General features: G+C 61.3%; 18 protein-coding genes. 6 read left to right on the top strand and 12 right to left on the bottom strand.

What is annotated here, in order from left to right; genetic code table 11:
• Positions 1-18: 18 nt before the first annotated feature.
• Positions 19-1,053: a UDP-glucose 4-epimerase GalE gene (galE, locus tag KR100_RS02140; protein ID WP_038547670.1), complete on the top strand. Its 1,035-nt coding sequence runs from the start codon at positions 19-21 to the stop codon at positions 1,051-1,053.
• The gene (selD, locus tag KR100_RS02135) at positions 993-3,119 is read left to right on the top strand and encodes a selenide, water dikinase SelD (protein WP_369793817.1); all 2,127 of its coding nucleotides are present in this window, start codon (positions 993-995) and stop codon (positions 3,117-3,119) included. The genes galE and selD overlap by 61 nt, the downstream gene beginning before the upstream one ends.
• Here selD and KR100_RS02130 read toward each other — a convergent pair.
• Together KR100_RS02130 and KR100_RS02125 are read right to left on the bottom strand one after the other, a co-directional pair.
• Positions 3,064-4,485, bottom strand: coding sequence for a hypothetical protein (locus tag KR100_RS02130; protein ID WP_038542823.1), 1,422 nt, complete (start codon positions 4,483-4,485; stop codon positions 3,064-3,066). The two genes, selD and KR100_RS02130, sit on opposite strands and share 56 nt — an antisense overlap.
• A complete protein-coding gene (locus KR100_RS02125) occupies positions 4,482-5,708 on the bottom strand; it encodes a CCA tRNA nucleotidyltransferase (protein WP_038542821.1) in 1,227 nt (408 codons plus the stop codon). The genes KR100_RS02130 and KR100_RS02125 overlap by 4 nt, the downstream gene beginning before the upstream one ends.
• A gap of 17 nt (positions 5,709-5,725) precedes the next feature.
• Between KR100_RS02125 and KR100_RS02120 the strand changes: the two genes are divergently transcribed.
• Positions 5,726-6,739, top strand: coding sequence for an SIS domain-containing protein (locus tag KR100_RS02120; RefSeq protein ID WP_204207758.1), 1,014 nt, complete (start codon positions 5,726-5,728; stop codon positions 6,737-6,739).
• The gene (locus KR100_RS02115) at positions 6,736-7,287 is read left to right on the top strand and encodes an HAD family hydrolase (protein WP_038542819.1); all 552 of its coding nucleotides are present in this window, start codon (positions 6,736-6,738) and stop codon (positions 7,285-7,287) included. The genes KR100_RS02120 and KR100_RS02115 overlap by 4 nt, the downstream gene beginning before the upstream one ends.
• Here the strand turns inward: KR100_RS02115 and kdsB are convergent.
• The 3 genes from kdsB to KR100_RS02100 form a co-directional block, all read right to left on the bottom strand.
• Positions 7,284-8,072 carry a 3-deoxy-manno-octulosonate cytidylyltransferase gene (gene kdsB, locus KR100_RS02110; RefSeq protein ID WP_038542817.1) on the bottom strand — a complete coding sequence of 263 codons (789 nt, stop codon included), beginning with the start codon at positions 8,070-8,072 and terminating at the stop codon, positions 7,284-7,286. The genes KR100_RS02115 and kdsB overlap by 4 nt on opposite strands.
• Complete coding sequence (locus KR100_RS02105) at positions 8,072-8,782, bottom strand: glycosyltransferase (protein WP_038547665.1); 711 nt, start codon at positions 8,780-8,782, stop codon at positions 8,072-8,074. The genes kdsB and KR100_RS02105 overlap by 1 nt, the downstream gene beginning before the upstream one ends.
• A 91-nt stretch (positions 8,783-8,873) precedes the next feature.
• Complete coding sequence (locus tag KR100_RS02100; protein ID WP_038542815.1) at positions 8,874-11,267, bottom strand: UvrD-helicase domain-containing protein; 2,394 nt, start codon at positions 11,265-11,267, stop codon at positions 8,874-8,876.
• 71 nt (positions 11,268-11,338) lie between these two features.
• Between KR100_RS02100 and kdsA the strand changes: the two genes are divergently transcribed.
• Positions 11,339-12,190 carry a 3-deoxy-8-phosphooctulonate synthase gene (kdsA, locus tag KR100_RS02095; RefSeq protein ID WP_038542813.1) on the top strand — a complete coding sequence of 284 codons (852 nt, stop codon included), beginning with the start codon at positions 11,339-11,341 and terminating at the stop codon, positions 12,188-12,190.
• A 187-nt stretch (positions 12,191-12,377) separates the two neighbouring features.
• Positions 12,378-13,217: a sulfotransferase family protein gene (locus tag KR100_RS02090; protein ID WP_038542811.1), complete on the top strand. Its 840-nt coding sequence runs from the start codon at positions 12,378-12,380 to the stop codon at positions 13,215-13,217.
• Between the two features lie 8 nt (positions 13,218-13,225).
• On the opposite strand, the gene KR100_RS02085 is transcribed toward KR100_RS02090, so the two are convergent.
• Genes KR100_RS02085 through KR100_RS02055 form a run of 7 tightly spaced genes read right to left on the bottom strand, consistent with a single transcriptional unit; the run spans position 13,226 to position 21,618 of the window.
• The gene (locus KR100_RS02085) at positions 13,226-14,119 is read right to left on the bottom strand and encodes a sulfotransferase (RefSeq protein ID WP_239420377.1); all 894 of its coding nucleotides are present in this window, start codon (positions 14,117-14,119) and stop codon (positions 13,226-13,228) included.
• Between the two features lie 5 nt (positions 14,120-14,124).
• Complete coding sequence (locus KR100_RS02080) at positions 14,125-14,883, bottom strand: sulfotransferase domain-containing protein (protein ID WP_038542809.1); 759 nt, start codon at positions 14,881-14,883, stop codon at positions 14,125-14,127.
• Between the two features lie 32 nt (positions 14,884-14,915).
• The gene (locus KR100_RS02075) at positions 14,916-15,788 is read right to left on the bottom strand and encodes a sulfotransferase (RefSeq protein ID WP_038542807.1); all 873 of its coding nucleotides are present in this window, start codon (positions 15,786-15,788) and stop codon (positions 14,916-14,918) included.
• Positions 15,788-17,002, bottom strand: coding sequence for a glycosyltransferase (locus KR100_RS02070; protein ID WP_239420376.1), 1,215 nt, complete (start codon positions 17,000-17,002; stop codon positions 15,788-15,790). The genes KR100_RS02075 and KR100_RS02070 overlap by 1 nt, the downstream gene beginning before the upstream one ends.
• The gene (locus KR100_RS02065; RefSeq protein ID WP_038542805.1) at positions 16,948-18,252 is read right to left on the bottom strand and encodes a glycosyltransferase; all 1,305 of its coding nucleotides are present in this window, start codon (positions 18,250-18,252) and stop codon (positions 16,948-16,950) included. Before KR100_RS02065 ends, KR100_RS02070 begins: the two co-directional genes overlap by 55 nt.
• Positions 18,245-19,402 (bottom strand): glycosyltransferase, encoded by a 1,158-nt coding sequence (locus tag KR100_RS02060; protein ID WP_038542803.1) that lies wholly within the window; start codon positions 19,400-19,402, stop codon positions 18,245-18,247. The genes KR100_RS02065 and KR100_RS02060 overlap by 8 nt, the downstream gene beginning before the upstream one ends.
• A complete protein-coding gene (locus tag KR100_RS02055; RefSeq protein WP_038542801.1) occupies positions 19,399-21,618 on the bottom strand; it encodes a glycosyltransferase in 2,220 nt (739 codons plus the stop codon). Before KR100_RS02055 ends, KR100_RS02060 begins: the two co-directional genes overlap by 4 nt.
• Positions 21,619-21,621 lie beyond the last annotated feature (3 nt).

Here is a 21,621-nt window from a genome sequence, read left to right as displayed (position 1 = left end):
TTCCGGACCACCCATTTGATGGCCAACCGTCTGCTGATCACCGGCGGAGCCGGTTTCATCGGCAGCCATACCTGTGTGGTCCTGCTCGAACAGGGCTACGAGCTGGTGGTCCTGGACAGCTTCGACAACAGCAGCCCTGTAGCGTCTGAGCGGGTGAGGGAACTCAGCGGCAGCCAGGCGTTGCATGTGCTGAAGGGGGACATCCGCAATGCAGAAACGGTCAACCAGGCCTTTCGATGCCGCGGCCCCATCGACGGCGTGATTCATTTCGCCGGGCTCAAAGCCGTCGGCGAGTCGGTGGCCAACCCATTGCTCTACTGGGATGTGAATCTCAATGGAAGTCGCGTGCTGGCCGCCGCGATGGAACAGCGCAGCTGCCGCACCCTGGTCTTCAGCAGCACCGCCACGGTCTACGGAGAACCGGAACAGTTCCCGCTCCGGGAGGACTCCCCCACCGCCCCGATCCACCCCTACGCCCAGACCAAGGTTGCAGTAGAGCAAATGCTGCAGGCACTCTGCCGTCAGAAGAACTGGCGCGTCGCCAGCCTTCGATATTTCAATCCCGTGGGGGCCCATCCCAGCGGGCGGATCGGAGAAGACCCCCTTGGAATCCCCAACAATCTGTTCCCGTTCATCACCCAGGTGGCGGCCGGGAGACGCTCGCACCTGCGCATCTTCGGTTCGGACTACCCGACACCCGATGGAACAGGCATCCGCGACTATCTGCATGTGATGGACCTCGCCGAAGCCCACTCCGCAACCATCAGCCATTTGTTGAAACAGGACCCATGCACCCATCTCACCCTCAACATCGGAACAGGCCGGGGGCTGTCGGTGCTGGAGGTGGTCCGCGGCTTCGAGCAGGCCACCGGACTGACCATTCCCTTTGAAGTGGTGGAACGGCGGCCGGGGGATGTCCCAAGGCTGGAAGCCTGTCCTGATCAGGCTGAAATGACCTTGGGTTGGCGTGCCAAGCACTCGCTTCTGGAGATGTGCCGCGATGGCTGGACCTGGCAGCAGGCCAATCCGACCGGCTATCGCTCAGCGGCATGAGCAGCCAGGGAGCTCTGTTGCTGGCCGGAGGCGGTCACAGCCACGCACTGCTCCTGAAACGGTGGGCCATGCACCCACGAACCCGTCCGAAACGGGCCCTCATCCTGGTGAACCGCTCGAGCACTGCGCTCTACTCCGGCATGGTTCCGGGATTGATCGCCGGCCTGTATCGCCGCGACGAGGTCGAAATCAATCTCCGCCATCTTTGCGATCGTGCAGGGGCGGCCTTCATCAGCGCCGACATCGCCGGCATCGATCCAAGTCGCCGGCATCTGCTGCTGGTCAACCGACCACCGCTGGCCTACGGACTGCTGAGCCTCAATGTGGGTGCGATTTCACGGCCAACCGCTCCCGGTGTCCCCATCAAACCCCTGGAGCCGGCGCTGGCGTTCCTGACGCGGCAGGACGCCGAGCAAGGCAGCCCATTCCGCGTCATCGGCGCTGGACCCGCTGGCATCGAAGTGGTTCTGGCACTGCGCCGACGCTGGCCGCAACGCCCTCTGGAACTGCAGACCCGCCCGCATCAACTGGGTCGAGACATCCAGCAGGCGATGGCCGCAGCCGAGATCCGGCTGGTCAGCGACGAGGACCCTGCCAAGGGCCCGACACTTCTCTGCAGCGGCAGCGACGCTCCACCATGGCTGTCGGACTGCGGACTGCCCGTCGACGATCACGGACGGGTGTGCACGGATGCCTGCCTCAACGTTGTTGGCCATCCTGAAATCTTTGCCAGCGGTGACTGTGCGGTCTTGGTCAGTGACCCTCGACCCGCCTCAGGAGTCTGGGCAGTCCGGGCAGCCCACCCGCTCGCCCGCAATCTGCACGCCGTCTGCGGGGACGAAGCGGCGCGGCCATGGCGACCCCAGCGATCAGCACTCCAGCTGATCGGCGATCTCAGCCACAACGATCAACCCAGAGCCTGGGGTCGCAAGGGGAGCTGGCGTCTGGGATCCAGCTCCCTTCTCTGGCAATGGAAACAACGGATCGATCGGCGCTTCATGGCCGGTTTCCAGCCCAAACCATCCATGCAGGCATCGATGAAGCGAGCAGCCATCGACAACGATCAACAGATGGTCTGCCGTGGTTGTGCCGCCAAACTGCCAGCTGAACCTCTGATCGCTGCTCTTGCGGAGGCTGGGCTGGCAACGCTGGGGCACAGCCCCGCCGATGCCGCTCCGATTGGCGGGGATCCGCCAATGCTTCAGAGCGTCGACGGTTTCCCGGCCCTGGTCAGCGACCCCTGGCTGAATGGCCGACTGACGGCCCTGCATGCCTGTTCAGACCTGTGGGCCAGCGGTGCCCGCTCCACAAGCGCCATGGCCGTGATCACGGTGCCGGCCACCGACCCAACCCAGCAGCAGCAGCTGCTCCGGCAAACCCTGGCGGGGATCCACTCAGCCCTGGAACAGCAGGGTGCCGCTCTGGTTGGAGGCCACACCCTGGAAGCCCGCCACTCCTCTCCACTGCCGGAGAGTCTTGGAGTGCAGGTCAGCCTCAGCGTCAATGGCGTCGCGGCGAGAGTCTGGAGCAAACAGGGCATGCAGGCCGGCGACGTGCTGCTGCTCAGCCGCCCCCTCGGAACAGGCGTGCTCTTTGCAGCGGCCATGAGCGGAGCCGCTGACCCCCGTCACCTGGATGCGGTCCTTGAGAGGATGAGCGAAAGCCAGCATCCCCTGCTCGATCAACTCGTCGAGCTCGGAGAAGCTGTCCACGCCTGCACCGACATCACCGGCTTCGGACTGCTGGGACATCTCGGCGAAATGCTGGCTGGATCAGACCTGCTCCTGAGCTTGGATGCCACGGCAATACCGGCTTACGACGGCGTTCTGGAGCTGTTCGCCAGGGGCTTTTCCAGCACCCTGGCACCGGCCAATCGGCAGGCACTCTCGATGCTCGACAAGACGGTCTCCCTGGCAGGACAGAGCTCTCATGGTCTGCGGGAGCTGCTGGTGGATCCCCAAACCTGCGGACCGCTCCTTGTGAGCTGCAGCCAGGCCGCCGCCACGACACTCATGACCCGGGGATCCTGGACTCCGATCGGCAGTGCAGCAACCGCCCATGGCTGAGATCGGCCGCCGCGTCGACACAGGTGTAGCCGGCCTGCTCCACCATCTCCTCAAGGGGCCGGAGCTTCTTTTGCATCGCTCGCTCGGGACCACTAGTGGCCAGCCACAGCTCGTCTGGAGGCGCGCTGTCCGCAAGACGGGCCCTGAGTGGGCGTGGCCCCTGCCAGCTGCTGACAGGCTGCTCAATCCTTCCCATCGACCACTCCATCCGGTCGCTGAGATTTAGTAGTCGCGCCCGTGGTGAATAACGGTCCACCAAACCCGCTGCGCGCTGACTCACCGCGCGGAATTGGTCCTGTTCCCTCACCCCGAACCTCAGCGGATCCAACTCAGCGAAGCCAGGCCCCCACCAGCTGATCAGGAGCACGACCAGGCCAGCATTCACGAGCCAGCGTCCGCATCGATCGAGACTCCAGTCGAGCGATTGCACCACCAGCCAGGGGAGCAGTGCCGGCAACACGACCACGAAGTAACGACTGAAGGCCAGGGGTTTGAAAAAAGACACCAGCACAACGGCCCCGGTCATCACGGCGGAAGGGATCAAGCCACTGCGATCGAGCAGATCAGGATGGCTCCAGGCCTGAGAGCGTTGACACCCCCGGCGACGCAGAAGCCACAGCAGCAGGATCAGCAGCAGCAGCTTGGGAATGGGCCAGACACCAATGGCTCGCGCCAATGTGTCTTCCAGCAGAGCGAAATCGGGCCGACCGATCCAGCTGCCGGAACGGGAGCTCAGCAGATACGAGGAGGCATAGGCAATCCAGCCGAGACTGGGGAGGACCGCCAGCGCTGCCGCCAACGTCATGGGCCAGCGTCGCCGCCAGCCATCCCAGAACGCGGTCGCCAAAAACAGAAACAGGCCATAGAAGTGCGTGAGTGAGGCCAAGGCCACCGCACAGCCGTAGAGCAGCGGACGCTCCGTCCGGCGCCACCACCAGGCCAGTGCCACCACCAGCACCAGCAGGGCATAGCTCTTGCCCTCAATCGCGAACCGAACGGGGAAGGGACTGCAGAACGCCAGCAGCAGAGCCAGGGGGACCCCCCGCTGTCCCCCGAGCGCTCTGGACTGAGCCACCATCACCAGTCCGCCGGCCAGGTAGGCCAGCCAGGAGAGCAGGCGGAGCGTCAGCGGACTTTGCCCAAGGAGCTGCCCCCAGAGCCAGAGCAGGGCGTAATAGGCCGGAGGATGCGTGTCCTCGCGCAGCATGGCGATCAGGGCGGCAGGACTCGCCTGAAAGCTTTTCCCGACGCTGTAGAGCTCATCGCTCCAGAGACCGGTGGCATCAATCAGCAGCAGGCAGCGCAACGCAAAAGCAGCTGCCACAACAACAGCGAGCAGAAGATCCCAACGCAGCTGATGCCTCATCGACCCTGATCAAGCTCCACCATGCGCAGACGCTGGAGCTCGGCCCCAAGCGCGGGACCGGGAACCCAGCCGGCAGCCATCAGATCGCGCGCTGCCAGGGAGGCGCGGCGATGGCGCCAGCGCCCCCACCAGCGCAGCAGGGGTCGCCAGTTGTCCGGTTGCTCCGAAATCAGCAACGCCACCGTGCCTGGGGACCAACCGCCCGTTTCCAGAGCCTGGGTCCATTCAGAGGGCGAGGCGTCCAGGGGCGGCGCTTCGCTGAGAGCCCAGCGTCCAAGACATGGAAGCTGTTCAAGCCATGTCAGCTGCACCCCGGACAGCTGCAACCTCCGAGCCGTTTCCAGCGGCCGATCAGCGGCCGTCAGCAGCGCTGGCAGCAGCGGAACGCCCAAACGCCGGGCCCAGCGCAGACGCCTGGACCGCTGAGGGTCGCGCTGCAGACCCGGATCAATCAGGGACAAGGCCCCCCAACGATCGAGAAGATCGAGGCCCTGTTGCCAGGGCTCATGGTCCAAAAGGCGGTCCAGTTCCATCCGCAACCGCGTCGAGAGTGCAGGGGGAGACTGATCCGCTGGATCGCCTGGCTGCCATGACCAGGGCCAGCAGGCGAGCGTGGATTGCGCCTGATCCAGGGCGTCCGCGCTGAAATCAAAGCCCAGCCGAGCCCCGTAGCGGGCGGCACGGATCAAACGGGTGGGGTCATCCGCAACGCTGGCCGGATGCAGAAACACCAACTGGCGTTCCGCCAGATGGGTTTGGCCGTCATGACGATCGATCAGTTCCCCTGAGAACAGATCGAGGGCCATGGCATTGATCGTGAAATCACGTCGCACCAGATCGGATTCCAGGGATCCAGGCCGCACCACAGGGTTCTGAGCGGGAGCTGCATAGGTCTCCGCCCGGGCTGTCGCCAGATCGAGCGCGAAGCCATCCAGCGTCAACGCCACCGTCGCGAAGCTGGCGTGTTCAAGGCAGCGCGTCAGTCGCTTGGACCCGCAGCGTCGCTTCAGCGCGGATGCCACGGCGGCCGCATCCCCTTCCACCACGATATCCAGATCGGTGACGCCGGTCCAGGTGGTGCGCTGTCGTTGATGCAGCAGAGCATCACGAACCACGCCTCCCACCACGGCCAGTCGCCCCGATCCGGCGGCGAGGGCCGCCTCACGCAGCTCCTCCAGGAGGTCGGATGACACACCCGGCAGGTCGATCGCCAGGTGATCCATGGCCCACGTGCATGACAATGGCTCGATCATCACGGATCAAGCCGTTGTCCGCTCTCACGCGCTGTCTGCAGGAGGAAGCATCCGCGATCGCAGCGGCAGCGCAACGCCTGAGCAGCGAACAGGTGGAGGCAGCCCTCGATCTGCTCGAACGGTGTGCAGACCGCAAGGCCAAGCTGGTGATCACAGGGGTTGGCAAAAGCGGAATCGTGGCTCGAAAAATCGCAGCCACGTTCTCGTCGATCGGATTGATGGCGCTGTATCTGAATCCCCTGGACGCTCTCCATGGGGATCTGGGTGTTGTGGCCTCTGAAGACGTCTGCCTGCTGCTCTCCAACAGTGGAGAGACATCGGAATTGCTCGAGGTGCTTCCCCACCTCAAACGCCGCGGAACAGGACGGATCGCCATCGTCGGCCGGGCCGAATCATCCCTGGCACTGGGCAGCAACGTGGTCCTGATCGCTGGGGTCGATCGCGAGGTGTGCCCGCTCAACCTGGCACCGACCGCGAGCACAGCCGTGGCCATGGCGATCGGTGACGCCCTCGCCGCGGTCTGGATGGAGCGCCGTGGGATTTCACCAACGGACTTCGCCCTCAATCATCCAGCGGGCTCCCTGGGAAAACAGCTCACGTTGACGGCAGCGGATCTGATGGTGCCGACCAGCAGGTTGCATCCTCTTCAGCCCCACACACCGCTGCCCGAGGTGATCGGCGGCTTGACCCGGGACGGAATCGGCAGCGGTTGGGTGGAATGCCCAGAACGCCCCGGCGCGTTGCTGGGCATCCTCACCGATGGCGATCTGCGGCGCGCCCTTCAGGAGCATGGGACCGAGTCCTGGCCTGAGCTCACCGCCAAGGATCTGATGACAGCCGATCCGATCACCGTGGAGGGGGATGTCCTGGTGGTGCGCGCCCTGGAGCGGATGGAGCGCAACCGCCGCAAACCGATCTCCGTGCTGCCGGTAGTCAACGCCGAACAACGCATGCTGGGCCTGCTGCGCCTCCATGACCTCGTTCAGGCTGGTTTGGCATGAGAGCCCTGCGCTGGCTTCGGCTGCGGGGACGACTGCGCCGCATCACCTTGCTGGTGCTGGATGTGGATGGTGTTCTCACCGATGGGGGACTCTGGTTTGATGCCGATGGGCGACTGACCAAACGATTCGATGTCAGAGACGGACTGGGCATCCGGCTTCTGCAGCAGGCGGGTCTGGAGATTGCCTTTCTGAGCGGCGGCCAGGGTGGCGCCTCGGAGAGTCGGGCACGACAGCTCGGCGTCCGTCACTGCCTGGTGGGTATCCGTGACAAGCCGACTGCTCTCGGCAAGCTTCAGCAGGCCCTGAACGTCACAACCGCAGAAACGGCGTTCGTCGGGGATGACCTGAACGATCTGGCCGTGCGAGCACAGGTGGGCTTGCTGCTAGCTCCAGCGGACGCCTGCCGCCCTGTGCGATGGCAGGCCGATGCCGTCCTGAATCGGCCGGGGGGCCAGGGAGCGATCCGCGAGCTTGCTGAGCGGATCCTGCAGGCACGCGAAGGTTGGGGAACCCTGGCCAGCAACGGTTGGCGCGACCGCAACGACTAAAGCTCTGCAGCGATCCTCCTGGCCTGCTCGAGCTGGTCGGAGGTATCAACGGAGAGGGATGTGCCCTGAACCTCAAAGGTGGCAATGGTGTGCCCTGCCTCAAGCAAGCGCAGCTGTTCAAGTCGCTCGAGATCCTCGAGGGGGGATGCAGGGAGCTGATCCCAGGCGGCCAGCACATCGCCGCGGAAGCCGTACATGCCGACGTGCCCCCAGAAGGTGGTGTGGTGATGCCAGTCCTCCGGGGCCACATCCCGCACGTGCGGAATCGCCGAGCGGGAGAAGTAAAGAGCCCGTCCGTCATGGGCCAGCAGTGTTTTCACCACATTGGGGTTGTGCACGGTGTCCGGTTGGAGGCCGTAAACAGGCGTCACGACAGCTGGGACGGGATCCCTGCTTTGGAACTCACGCACCATGGCTGTGATCACCGCTGGGTCGATGAACGGCTGATCACCCTGAACATTGATGATCGCCGTCTGCTCGGGCACCGGGGCCTGGTCAGCCCAGACGAGGCGCATCAGATCCTCCGCAACGGAAGCGATGCGTTCACTGCCCGAACGGCACTGATCAGAGGTCATCAGCACCGGGACGCCCCAGCCCCGGGCAAGTTCCTGAAGCTGAGGGCTGTCGGTGCATAGCACAACAGCCTCAACATCGGCTGCCTGCCGGCATCGTTCCAGAACCCGTTGAATCATCGGCTTGCCACCGATGTCGGCCAGCACTTTGTTGGGAAGACGGGAGGACTGCAGGCGAGCCGGAACCGCCACCAGACTTTTTCGGATGGCCATCAGTCCCAGAGCTTCATCGCATCGTCCCGGGCGCTGAACCATTCCGCTGCCAGCGGACCACCCATGGTGCGTTGTTCGCGAAACCAGGGACCGCCCAGTGTCCAGTGCAGCAATGAAGGGGCCGACTCGGGGTCGGGGGCAACCTGCACATCAACCAGATGGTTCCATCCCCCCTTGATGGCGCCGATCTCGTGATCACCCTCGAGCCAGTGAAAACGATGCAGCTCCAGGCCTGAGGCTGTGTTGACGTAGTCAGGAGTCAGCGTTCTGCAGCGGCTGCAGTTCAGCAACATCAGCGAGCTCCAGTTCTTTTTGGGGTAAGCGCTCTGAACCTCTCCCAGAAATTTCACCGTCTCATCCGGTGTGTGCTCGTGCTGGACGCACATCGCGCCGTATTGCTCATCACGCTGATCCCAAAGCCCCTTGATGTCGCTGCGGCAGAGCATGTCGCAGTCCATGAAGATCGCCCAGCCGCTGTAATCCATCAGATGGGGGACGAGAAACCTGGTGAAGGAGAAGGCCGTGCTCTGCTTTGGATCTCGGGCACGGCGATACAACCCCTGTTTCTCCAGTTGCGGGGTGACCAGGGGAGTGATTGCCAACGGAACACTGCTGAACTGATAGAGGCTGTCGATCAGCACATTCGTGGCGGCCCGCTCTCTGGGGTCGTACCCAATGAAGATCGGAATCACCTGGCTTGGGGTCGGCACAAACCGGCGGAGTCTGGGCAGGAGGTTAATCGGCAACTTGAAGCCCTCCTCGCTTCAGCAGGCCTGGCTGGCGAAGCGGAAAAACGTGATGTCAGGACGCCTCATCGACCGGCTCGATCGGTGCCAGTCGGGGATCAAGAATCTTGGGTCCCATCCCTGTGAACTTCACGGCTATCGACACCTTCTCACCACTGCCGAAGGTGTGGGTGATCTCGCCGAGGCCGAAGCTGCTGTGAATCACCTTGTCGCCAACACTCCAGCTGCGTCCTGGGGCAGGTCCGGCATGTCGCCGTCGAACAGCATTGGCGGGGGGGGACGATGTCACATCCCGATCGACGCGGGTCAGACGCTCCAAGCGCCGCTCCCGTCGCAAGGAGGCTCCACCGCTCTGGGGCAAATCACCTTGCACCAGTGCCTCAGGCAGTTCCGACAGGAACACGGACGGCACGGCAGCCTCACGCATGCCGCCCCACAGCCGGCGTTCACTGGCATGGGAGAGGAACAGGCGTTCCTTGGCACGGGTGATCCCGACGTAACAGAGCCGTCTCTCCTCCTCCAGGGAAGCGGGGTCATCAAGGGAGCGATAACTGGGGAATAGACCCTGCTCCAATCCCACCATACATACGACGGGAAATTCCAGTCCCTTGCTGCTGTGCAATGTCATCAGCGTGACGCGATCGGCTGCTGTGTCCTTGTTGTCGGCATCACTGGACAGGGCAGCCGTGGCGAGGAATCCCTCAAGATCCGCCTCGTCGTTCTCCTCCTGAAACTGCAGAGCAGCATTCACCAGCTCCTGCAGATTGCGCCGACGCTCCTCCGCCTCATCGGTTCCCTCCGTGATCAGTTCACGGACGTAGCCACTCTTTTCCATCACCTGCTGGATCAGTTCCGATGGAGCGGCTTCGGTCACCTGCTGCCTCAGATCGTTGAGGAGTTCGCAGAACTGAAGCAGGCCTTTTGCGGAGCGACCGCCCAGGGAACGCACCGCTTCGGGATCACTGACGACATCCCAGAGCGGGATCCCCAGTTGATTGGCCGCATCAGTCAACCGCTGGATGGTTGTCTTGCCGATGCCCCGCTTGGGCACATTGATCACACGCAGAAGGCTGACGGTGTCTGCCGGATTCACTAGTAGGCGCAGATAGGCCAGCAGGTCCTTGATTTCGCGCCGGTCATAGAAGCGCAGTCCACCGACCACTACATAGGGAATCCCCCAGCGCACCAGAGACTCTTCAACGGCCCGGGACTGGGCATTGGTGCGATAGAGAACCGCCATATCTCCCCAGCTCAGCTCCGGGTGAGCCGCTTCCAACATGCGCAACCGGTGCACCACAGCTTCAGCCTCAGCAATCTCGTCATCACAACGCGTGAGGCTGATCAGCTCACCGTCCCCCCGGGTCGGCCGCAGCACTTTGTCGATCCGCTCGCTGTTATTGGCGATCAGAGCGTTGGCAGCCTCGAGAATCGTCGCGGTGGACCGGTAGTTCTCCTCGAGCTTCACCATCGTGCGCGTCGAGTCGTCAGGTTCTCGATCGCCGAAGTCGTCCTGAAAACCCATCAGGATCGTGAAATCAGCGGCACGGAAGCTGTAGATGCTCTGGTCCGCATCGCCCACCACAAACACGGAGCGACCACCCCAGTCCTTGACCTTCTGGGGGTCTTGTCCGCCCGTCACCAGCAACTTGATCAGTTCGTACTGCGTGCGGTTCGTGTCCTGGTATTCATCCACCAGGACGTGCCGAAAGCGTCGGTGCCAGTAACTGCACACCTGTTCGTTCTGCTGCAGCAGCTGAACAGGGAGGAGGAGCAGATCATCGAAATCCAGAGCGTTATTGGCCGCCAGGGCCCTGCGATATCGCCGGTAGGTCTCAGCGGTGAGCTTGCCGCGCTGACCTTCGGCGTTGGCCTCCAGCTGATCAGGCAACCAGCCCTGATTCTTGGCATTGCTGATGGCCCAGCGAACCTTCTTCGGTTCGAAACGTTTGGGATCGAGCTGCAACTCCTGGGTGACGATCTCTTTGACGAGGCTCTGGGCATCCGCCTCGTCGTAGATCGAGAACTGACGTGTCCAGGTGAGGCCTTCGGAGTCCTTGAATTTGTCAATGTCAAATCGCAGCATCCGTGCGAACAAGGCATGGAAGGTGCCGATCCAGAGTTCTTTGGTCACCTCCCGGTAGATGCGGGACCGCAACTGCCTCTGTTCCACGGGCGGCAGCGTGCTCCAGGGCTGGCCGAACTGGCTTTGCGCCAGGCGCTGGGCCAGCAGGAGCTCCAGGCGCTCCTTCATTTCCCTAGCCGCCTTGTTGGTGAATGTCACGGCCAGCACCTGTGCCGGATCCACCCCATGGGCACCGATCAGATGGGCAATGCGATGGGTGAGGGCTCGTGTTTTGCCGCTGCCGGCACCTGCCACCACCAGTAAAGGGCCTTCATGGTGATCCACTGCCCTGCGCTGGGCATCGTTGAGGCCGGCCAAGAAGCTCATTGGTGGAGGCTATCGCTCGCAGCCCGTCTCATCACAGTCGGTAAGCTCCGCCTGGCATTTGAGGCACGGTGATGGCAGCGCGTCTGGTCCAGTTCGGCGACATCACCTTCGCCAATGACCAGCCCTTCGCCCTGCTGGGTGGCGTGAATGTTCTGGAGGACCTCGAATTCGCCCTGCGCTGCGCCAGCCACTACAAGCAGGTGTGTGAACGCCTGGGAATACCACTGGTGTTCAAAGGGTCCTATGACAAGGCCAATCGCTCCTCGATTCATTCCTTCCGAGGCCCTGGCCTGGAGAATGGACTGCGGATCCTCCAAGCTGTCAAGGACACCCATGGGATCCCGGTGATCACCGACGTGCACAGCCCTGAGGAGGCGGTTGCCGCCGCCCACGTCGCCGACATCATCCAACTGCCGGCTTTCCTGGCCCGTCAGACCGACCTGGTCCGCGCCATGGCGGAAACCGGAGCAGTGATCAACATCAAGAAGCCGCAGTTCCTCAGCCCAGATCAGATGCGCAACATCGTGGACAAGTTCCGAGAGTGCGGCAACGAGCGGCTGCTGATCTGCGAACGCGGCACCAATTTCGGTTACGACAACCTGGTTGTGGACATGCTCGGCTTCGGGGTGATGAAAAGAAGCTGTGATGGCTTGCCACTCATCTTTGATGTCACCCATGCACTGCAATGTCGAGATCCAGGAGGTGCTGCCTCCGGAGGTCGGCGCTCCCAGGTCGTGGATCTGGCGCGTTCTGGTATGGCCATCGGCCTGGCTGGACTGTTCCTGGAAGCCCATCCGAATCCCGACAAAGCGCGTTGCGATGGGCCAAGTGCTCTGCCACTGGAGCTTCTCGAACCATTTCTGCAACAGGTGAAGGCTGTTGATGATGCTGTGAAAACGCTTCCGGCACTGGAGATCAACTAGCTCGATCTGGATTTTTGATTATGGATGGAACTGATAAAACCTCAGACAGCACATCTAAAAGTGGAGATTCTCTCCAAGATATCAATACCAAAAAACGGCTGAAAATTCCCACTTCAAGCTGGCTCTATCAAAAAACTCATATCTGTGACCCAAAAAGAATCAGAAAAACAACCGATCTTCGAATGCAATGACCTCGCCAGATCATCATTTCAAGGTTTTTCTTCTTGGCGTCGGAGCTCAAAAAGCAGGCACATCCTGGCTGCATGAGCAATTACACAATCGCCACGATTCTAATTTTGGCTTTTGCAAGGAATATCACATCCTGGATGCACTCACACTTCCTCAATTCGCCCATTTTCAACCCAAAAACAGTCCGCCCTGGAAGTGGAGAACCTGGAGAAGAAAGCGTTTCCTGCAGAACAGCAACCGCTACTTCGACTACTTCTGCAACTTGCTGCAACGTCCGTCGAACCGTCTCACCGGAGATATCACACCGTCCTATGGCTGTTTGTCAGCAGACACTCTGCAATGGACCCGCGAACAATTTTCAGAACGTGGTGTCACCACACGTGTTGTGTTTTTGATGCGCGATCCGGTGGAGCGGATCCTCTCCCAACAGCGCATGAAACTGCGTAAACGTGGTGAACTCCATCCGGATGCAGAACAAGAGCAGTTACGACGCACCGCTAGAACATTGCAACAACGTTCGAGTCAGCGCAGCGATTATCTCCACACGCTCCAGGCTCTGTCACAGGCCTTCAGCTCAGATGATCTATTCATTGATCTCTATGAACGATTGTTCACAGAGTCTGTATATCAACGGTTGTGCCAACACCTGATGATCGACTACGAGGAACCGAACTGGAGCCGACGCATCAATGAAAGCCGCACCACAACGAATCTTCCGGAGGAGGTTCTCGCCAGCATTGGGCAAAGCCAGGCACTAGTTTATAACAACGTCGCGCAACAGTTCCCCCATCTCAGCCTGGAAAGACACTGGCCCCTGGCCAGCGAATGGTGCCGCTAGATCAACAACTAACCAGGATTGATGAGCTTGTTGGAATACACCAGTTTCCGATTCAAGGCAGCAACTCCTGGAACCAGCACTGAAATCTGGATCGGCCAGTCCCGCGAGGCCATCCAGGCCGCGTCGTAACGGATTGCGCGAGAGCGATCGCGATCAAATCGCATCCGATTTCCTGACAGCAGATGACTGGTGCTGTGGGCTCCGGGCGCCAACATCTGTTCAGAAAAGGGCAGGTTCAACCAAGCGCACACCAGTTGAAGCGAACGCTCAGGTTGCAACGCCAATTCCTCGTAACCCAATCGAAACACAGGCCTGCCGCACTGCTGCAGCACGCGATCGAATTTGCGATTCACGTACCACCAACGCAGCAGCGTCCTGAGCTCTGAGAAGGGTTTTCCTGACTGACGGGCGGATTTGAGACGGGAATGCAACCAGGAGCGGACATCGCGCACCAGATGAATCACCCGTACGTCCACATCGGACGGCATGGACTGGGGCAAGACAAGCTCATCCTGAAAAGAGTCCACCAGCACTCGGTGAGGCCCCTCGCCGCGAGCCGTTGGCAAGGCCGCGGCCAGATGCATCAGATGTCGCATCTTGTCGGGCAAGGTCCAGGCTTCGTGCGATTCCAACCAATCCAGGGCCGGGCCCCAGATCGGGCAATCCGCTGCTGAAACCCCGCAGGTGCAAATTCTTTCCCGTCGACGTGGCCCGCGCAGCATGGCAGGGGCACGACCCTCTTCACCAGGCTTCGGGGTCGCCAGAATCCTGGCGGCCTCTCCAAGACCCATCACCTGCGGATGGGCACCAAGGGCAAGATCAAGAATCGTGGTGCCGCTGTGACCCAGCCCTCGGATGAGCAGCAAACAGAGTCGTTGGCGATTGGTTCGAGACAGTGCCACCAGCCTTAAATCAGCGCAGCCAGATGGGCGGACGCCAAGCGATCAAAGTAGTCGTAACGCTGAAGGAGTTGATCAGCAAAAGCAAGATCTTGCTCTGAAAAATAATCCTTAAACCCACCAACTTTTCCGCGTCTGACTTTGAAACTCTCCTTGTTCTCAGGATCAACTGGTGTCAAGGCTTTCTTGTAGCGTCTTGCAAACACACCTTGTTTTTCCTGCTGCTGCATCCGCTCGAAACTGGCCCGATCTACCTCCCTGCAGATCCGGCGCCGGTTGATGGGTCGCGATGGCATGTAGGTCGCAACCAAAGCGGACAAACCATCCGCTGTATTGGCGCGCAACGCCTCATAGGACAGGGTTCGATGGGTATTGTCTGAGCGGGAGCAATGCTCGATCCAGGCCAGATTGAACACCAGGACTTTTTCAATGCCGTGATGTGGATCGCGGATGAAGTGCGACAGATCACCCTCATATCCCTGGTCGATACGCAACGATTTCTGGAAGAAGCCCGACACAGCCGTATCTCTCGGATCCCGGTGAAGGAAGACGAGAGGCTGATCCTTGGGATCCAGGCCACAGCTATTCAATGACTGAAAATGTGCGCCTAATTTATGTTCGCTGCCATCGTGGGTGTAACGAATCGAGAGATGTAAACGATCAAGCATCACACGCACCCAGGTGCGGCCAGATTTCGGGAAAGAGACCAACGTTCCACGAAGCTGATCATCATGAATCCTTGAAAAAAAACGATCAAGCATCGACATTTATATGGTTTGCAAAGGTCTCATGTCTGGCATTATTGTTTCCCCAGTAAAGACTGCCAGTCACCATATTTGATCCAGTCGCGCATCCTTTCAAACAAGGCCTCACTTCTTAACCGTACCGGCATCGTCCAGGCCATAATCACAAGGATCTGCCGCCATGAAAGTTCCCATAACCACTTTCGATCCAAGCGGATTCGATCCGAGGTTCCAAAACGCATGATGTTGCCGTGAATATCGCGATGCTGTTGTGCACGCCAGTTGAACTGAGCCTCTTCAAACGACAAACCGACAAACTCCATGACGGTTTGCAACTGAGGTCGCGGTCGTGTCGCCAGTCGTTCGTAGGTGACAAAGAGGCTGCGACAGGATTTCAAATGCTCTCGGGTTCGAAAAAACATCTGGTTGTAGTTGTATGCGGAGCGACGCAGATCGTCTCCTTTTTTCAATGCACTGTTGAGGGAACCAAGAGGACCACGATGCAGATGCACAATGTTGATCTGCAGCCCGGAATGTTGAGCAAACGCCTGATGCAAGGCCATCGCTCGCTGGATTGATTTCGAAGAGTCAACAATGACGGAGCAACCGCTGACGGATGCCACCGCCTCAAACAACGCCTGATTGTCCTGGCGAAAGGTCAACGCATCATTCCCGCTCAGATCAAGCTGCATGAATCGCTTGCCGATCGCCTTGATCAGATGGTCCTGGACAGCGCTCCAGAACGGACACTGATCAGGGGGCTGGCGATGACAGCAACACAGTTTTCGCTGCGGATCCGGGTTGATCAACATCTTGATCTCGCCAACACAGAGCACGCGACTGTGGGAACCGATCAGCTGACTCAGAAGCGTGGAGCCACTGTGTCCGCGGCTTGTGATGTAGATCAGCTGAATCGATGGATCCCGCATCAGAGCGAACGCACCAGGGACTTCAACAGGGCGCTGATCTGGTCGATGTGATGCTGCACGGTGTACGACGACAGTGCCTGATCGCGTCCAGCGGAACCCATCGTTTGTGCCAGAGCCGGGTCAACCGTCAGACGCAGCATCGCATCAGCCATCCCACGAACATCCCCCTCGGGGACCAGGAATCCGCTCACGCCATGTCGGACGACGTCAGGAATCCCCCCATGAAGGGTTGCCACCACAGGCAGACCGCAGAGCTGAGCCTCCATCACCGCCACTGGGCATCCCTCCTGATCCCCGTCAGCGGCTGTGCGTGAGTGCTGCAGGAAAGCCCTGGCCTGACGCATCTGATCCGCCACATCCTCCGGCGCAAGCATCCCTGGGAAACACACGGATCCATCGAGGCCCAGGGCAAGCACCCGCCTCTGGACCGGTTCAAGCAGGGGACCGGCTCCCACCATCACCAGCGAAGCCTGATCTCCCAGCGGGTGTGACTCCCGCAGGATCCGGAAGGCTTCAAGGGTCTCCATTGGACCTTTCTTCTCAACAAAACGACCCACCGCCAGAAAACGCGGCGGGTTGTCCGCCGGCGCTGCACCGTGGAAACGACGTTCATCAGCGCCGGATGGGCTGATCAGGACCGGTTGAGCGCCGACACCAAGCCTGGCCAGGGTCTTTTTCATCACGTCGCTCTTGACGATCACGGCAGATGTGAGGGTCAGAAGTCGGCGGTAACGCTTCTGAAGTCGCTTCAGGTATCGATCCGCCGAAGCATCGGCACCTCGAAAATGAACAACCATCGGCCGATTGCACCAGGCCGCCAGCTCCATCACCCGAACGGCATGAAATCCGAATTCCACAAGCACAAGGTCCGGCTGGTGGTGGCGAATCAACAGGAGCGCCACAGCGGACGGAGGTAGGGAGGCCAGGCGAAGCAGGCCGAGACGGCTCAGCACTTTGCTGATCAGAACCGCAACGCCGTAGAGGCAGCGACGTGGTCGACCCAATGGCGTTTCATCACCGAAATAGGCGTCGATCGAAAACGGCAAACGCTCCAAATTGGCGCGGATGAACGTTTCGCTTGCCACGCGACGGGTGGGCGCAAGGATGAGAAGTCGCCGACTGACGCTCGCAGGCGACGTTGACGGAAAGCCGCTGCCCATCAGAGCGGGTCGAAGCCGAGCACGGACCTCCAGAGTGGCTCCACCACGGGCCATTCCATTGATCGCAGCGTCTGCTGCGCCGCTTCTCCCAGCTGAGTCCGCTGTTCCTCAGTCAGCATCAGCCTTTGGAGAGCCGCCGCAAACGCAACGGGATCCTCCGTCGGCACCACAAGGCCATTGCGACCGTCCGTCACCATCTCGAGCGGCCCTGGGGAAGCATCGGTCACGACCGCTGGCAACCCGGAAGCCATGGCTTCCAGCAAGGCATTGGGCATTCCCTCGAACCTGGATGGCAGGGCAAAGATGGCGGCGGAATGCATGTAACTCAGAGGGTTCGACTGAAATCCCTCGAACGCCACCGCCTCAGCGATCGACAGGGTTTCCCCGAGTGTCTGCAGCCTCTCCCGCTCAGGGCCATCCCCCACCAGGACCACGGTCCAGCCATCGCGAACACTCCTGGGCAGCGAGGCAAAGGCCCGCAGCAGCACATCCAGGCCTTTCTGCGGGACCAGCCGGGCCACCGCCAGAATCTGACGACGACGATCTGCGGTGGATGGCGGTTGATCGGTCCTGACCGCATTGGGCAGTGGATTGGGCAGCAATTCCAGGCGACGCCAGGCCCCCATGTCCTGCAAAGCATCCAGAACACCCTCTGTGTTGGCGGTCACAACATCGGCACGGCGGTAGTACACCATGCGCAGCCAGCGCCAGAGGTGATCCATCGTCTGCAGACGCGGATCATTGCGTTCCGACACCACCAGGTGAATCGGCAGATCCCAGGCTGCTGAGCAGCAGAGAATGTTGGTTTTGCTGAGCAGCGCCAGCACGCGGCGTGGTCGTTGCTCAGCCAGGAGCTGCTTGAGGCGGACATACCGCAGACCCCCGGCGCTGCGCATGCAGTGTTCCAGCAGCCCATTGACCAGGCCGTCACGTCCGGGCTCCAGCCGTCGATCAAACCAGGGAAGCCCCATCTGAAGGGCACGCAGCAGCAGAGGCGTGATCAAACGGATCGCGAACCGGCGCAGCTTGATCAGCTGAGCAATGCTGAAGCGACGCCCTCTGGCAAGCAGGGATCGGTCCCACACATCCCGCAGCCAGGGGTGCACGTCCTCAGCATCCGGATGGAGATCGATGTCGAGCATGCGCACATTGGCGGGAAGTCGATGCTTGACGGGATGCTCCGGTCGCAGGGACAGCACCCGCACCTTCATCCCCTGCTCGGCGAAGTGCTCAGCGGCGAGAAGCCCGACTTTCTGGGCACCTCCAGCACCCAGATGGGGAAGAACAACCCAAAGGTCATCCATGGTTCACCCCCTCAAGAGCAGCCAGAAACGTGGAGCGAAGCCGGGTCTCTCCAAAACGCTCTCGCACGGACACTGCCTGCTGCGCGAACCGGGAACGCTGGGATGCATCGCAAAGCAGAGGCTCAAGCACCTCGATCCATCGATCTGTCGACGCATCATGCGCCAAGAGGCGTCCGTTCTGGTTGTCGTTGATCAGATCGGAGGGACCGGTCGGACAATCACTCGCCACACAGGCACATCCTGCCGCCATGGCCTCGAGCAGAACATTGGGGAAGCCCTCAAAGCGTGATGGCAACACGAACAGGTCAGCCCTTGCGTACCAGTCGGCCATGTTGCCGACAGCTCCTGGCAGCAGCAGCCTCTGCTGATGATCCGCATCGTCGCCCAGCAGACCTCGCAACCAGGTCTGCTGTCGGAGGCCCTGATAAGGCTGATCGCTCAACCCCAACAACACCAGCCGCAGGTGGGGCCAGCGTTGGGCAAGGGTGGCGAACATCGGCATCAGGCGATCAAAACCCTTCTGGTGCGCTTTCGTCCCCGCCGCCAGGATCACCGGAACGCCCTCCGGCAGAAGGGATTCAGGATCCACGACCGGCTCATGACTGGGGAGTGGCCAGATCACAGGATTGGGAAGCAGCAACTGGCGATTCGCACCGCAGTGACGCTGCAACCAGGCGCCGATCGTTGACGTCTGAACAAGATGAAGATCCGCCCACGGGTAAGTGAGACGCCGCAGCCAACGCCATGGCAGGGAGGGCGAGCGGGCCGGTGGATAGTTGCGTTCCGACACCAGGCATCGCATGGACAGACCGCGGCTGGCCAGCAGAAGCTTCACGGCTGGAAGCACCGTGACGCCGACAGCGATCGAGACAGACTCCTCTTGCAGCAAGGATCTCAGAGCCAGCAGCCTGGCCGGGAACGCCCACCAACCCAGGCGCTCGAAACCGGAGGAGAGCCGAGGCTCCTGACGTCGAATCAAGCCGGACGGCAGCGGGTAGGCATCACGCTCCGCTCCTTTACGGGTGATCACCACCACCCGCCAGCCGGCGTCCCGACACCAGACAGCCCAGCGGAGCAGGGTCCGCTCAGCGCCACCGAGCTTGAGCGAGTCGATCGTGAAGGCGATCGCTGGAGTCGACCCCTGGCTCATGCCGCGGACTGGCCGCTCAGAGCCGTGAGAAAACGCCAGGCCTTTTCGGCACGGTCTGGACGCAGCACCGGGAAATAGACGAGCAGAAGCGGCTCAACAAACGCGTCTGCTGACGGCAGCCTGGCTGACGGGTCCATGGACCATCGGCAACCGCGCAGCCTTTCCAGCATCTGATCGGCAAAGCCACGATGGTCCTCCTGCGTCCGTTGCGAGATGGCATCGAAGCGATCGGCAAAACAGGCCGTTCGCAAGCGCTCAGCCTGCTCCAGAACCGCATCCATGCGTCGGCTGTCGGAGGCATGCCATGCCATCACAGCTGCAATCGCCAGACAGCGCATCATGTTGCGGGTCATCCGGGTTGCCGTGGTGCGATCAATCGCGAACGGGTCGTAACGCCCGGCACAGCGGACGAGCTCGCTAGCCGCCTGATCGAGGCCAGAGTGGTCCTGAAGGGCCATCAGGCCACGCAACCTGGTGAGGTGAGCGGAGATCAGCAACTTGGCCCGGTTTTCACGATTCGGCCTCAGGCAGCGATAGGTGTTCGGATCCTGTTCGAGCTGGTCGATGATCCGGGCCAATGCGCTGCAACATCGCTCCAGAGTCGCCGGTTCCTTGGAATCGATGGCTCGGTAGGTCCGCACAACACGGCAATAGCCGGCGAAATGAAGCGGCAGCACGGTGCTGGATGCCAGAGCATCGAACATCGCCAACTGATCTGTTCGATCACCTGGACGGGATCCCCGTCGGAAGAGAAGCTGATGAAGCAGCTCAGCCTCACCATCGAGCTGCCAGATCCGCTCGATCAGTTGACGGCCGCTGTCGTGGTCGCCGGCAGCCAAGGCCTGCCTGGCCCGCCCCGCCAGCCAGACAACACGATCGGGAGATCGGATCAGCAGCCCATCCAGGAGTCGTTGGCTGAGCCTTGACGCTCCAGCCCGCTCGAGTCCTTGCGCCATCAGAAGACCCAGGCTCTCGGCGAACCATCCGGCCCGCAGCTGACGCCGCACACGGTGATAAGGCATCGCCTGAGGCGGCGCTGGATCTGCCGGCATCAGCCCATGGGCGTCGAGGCAGTCCAGCATCGAGGCGGTGCGGCTCTCGTAGGTGAACCGCACCGCCCGTGCCAGACGCTGTTCAAGCGAAGGACCATCGCCTTTCAGGAGGGCAGCAATCGCCGCCTGGAACGGTTCAACCTCCGGGGGACAGAGACAGGCCACATCCGCCTGATCCAACAGGGAAGGAATGGCGGTGGACACCACCGGGCAGCCGGCCGCCAGGTACTCGAAGAATTTCATCGGGTACATATGGCGGGTGTAGTCGTTTAGCTGCAGCGGCAGAAGAGCGACGTCGGCTGCAGCCAGATAGGCCGGCAGCTCGCTGTAGGGCTTGGGGCCGAGCCAGTGGGCGTTGGCATGCGCCGTCAGAGCCGATGCGTCAGTGCTGGGATCGGTCTCCCCGACAGGGCCGATCAGAACAAAGGTCCACTGGGGATTCCCAGCCACCAAAGCTTCGAACAGCGGCAGGTCGAGCTTGTAGGCATCGATGGCACCGATGAACATCAGACATGGCCCATCGCTGGTCGGCAGATCCCTGGGCCGCTGGACAAGGTCGGAGCGGGCCTGAGCGAAATGGCCGGCATCGGCGACATTGCCGAACAGATGCGTGCCTGCGTTGAGAGGTGCCAGGGTCTTCTGCAATTGCGGTGCGGTGGTGAAGACAGCATTCACCGCCCCGCACAGATCCTGTTCAGCGGTCTCGAGAGCGGCGACGGGCATGCCCGGTTGCGCCTGGATGCGATCAACGCAGTGATAAATCGTGGAATGGAAGCGTCCGAGCTTCAGGTAGAAGCGCGTGTTGGGGTTGAAGGTCCACAGCAACGGCGTTCGAAGATCCAGGCACCAATCCGCCCAGAACAGCGCCAGATTCAGGCTCCAGCGATTGAGCCGGCCCGCCAAACCACTGATCTGTCCAGGCAGCACGAGGGGCGAGAGCACCCAGATCCGCTCACGGACCTCCCGAAGTGGCGCCAGGCTGCGACGCAGTCTGCGCAGGATGCGTCCGGCATCGGAACGGCCGGCACGGGCGGAGCGAACCCCAAGTGAATCGACGTAAAGAACCCTGTGGCCCGCATCAGCAAGGGAAACAGCCAGATGCTGCTTGTTCGTCCAGAGCGGATGGTCCCAGTCCGCCGTGGACAGAAGGATGACATCAGCCATGAG

It is taken from the genome of Synechococcus sp. KORDI-100, from assembly GCF_000737535.1.
Taxonomy (GTDB): domain Bacteria; phylum Cyanobacteriota; class Cyanobacteriia; order PCC-6307; family Cyanobiaceae; genus Parasynechococcus.
This window is presented reverse-complemented; position numbering and strand designations above follow the sequence as displayed.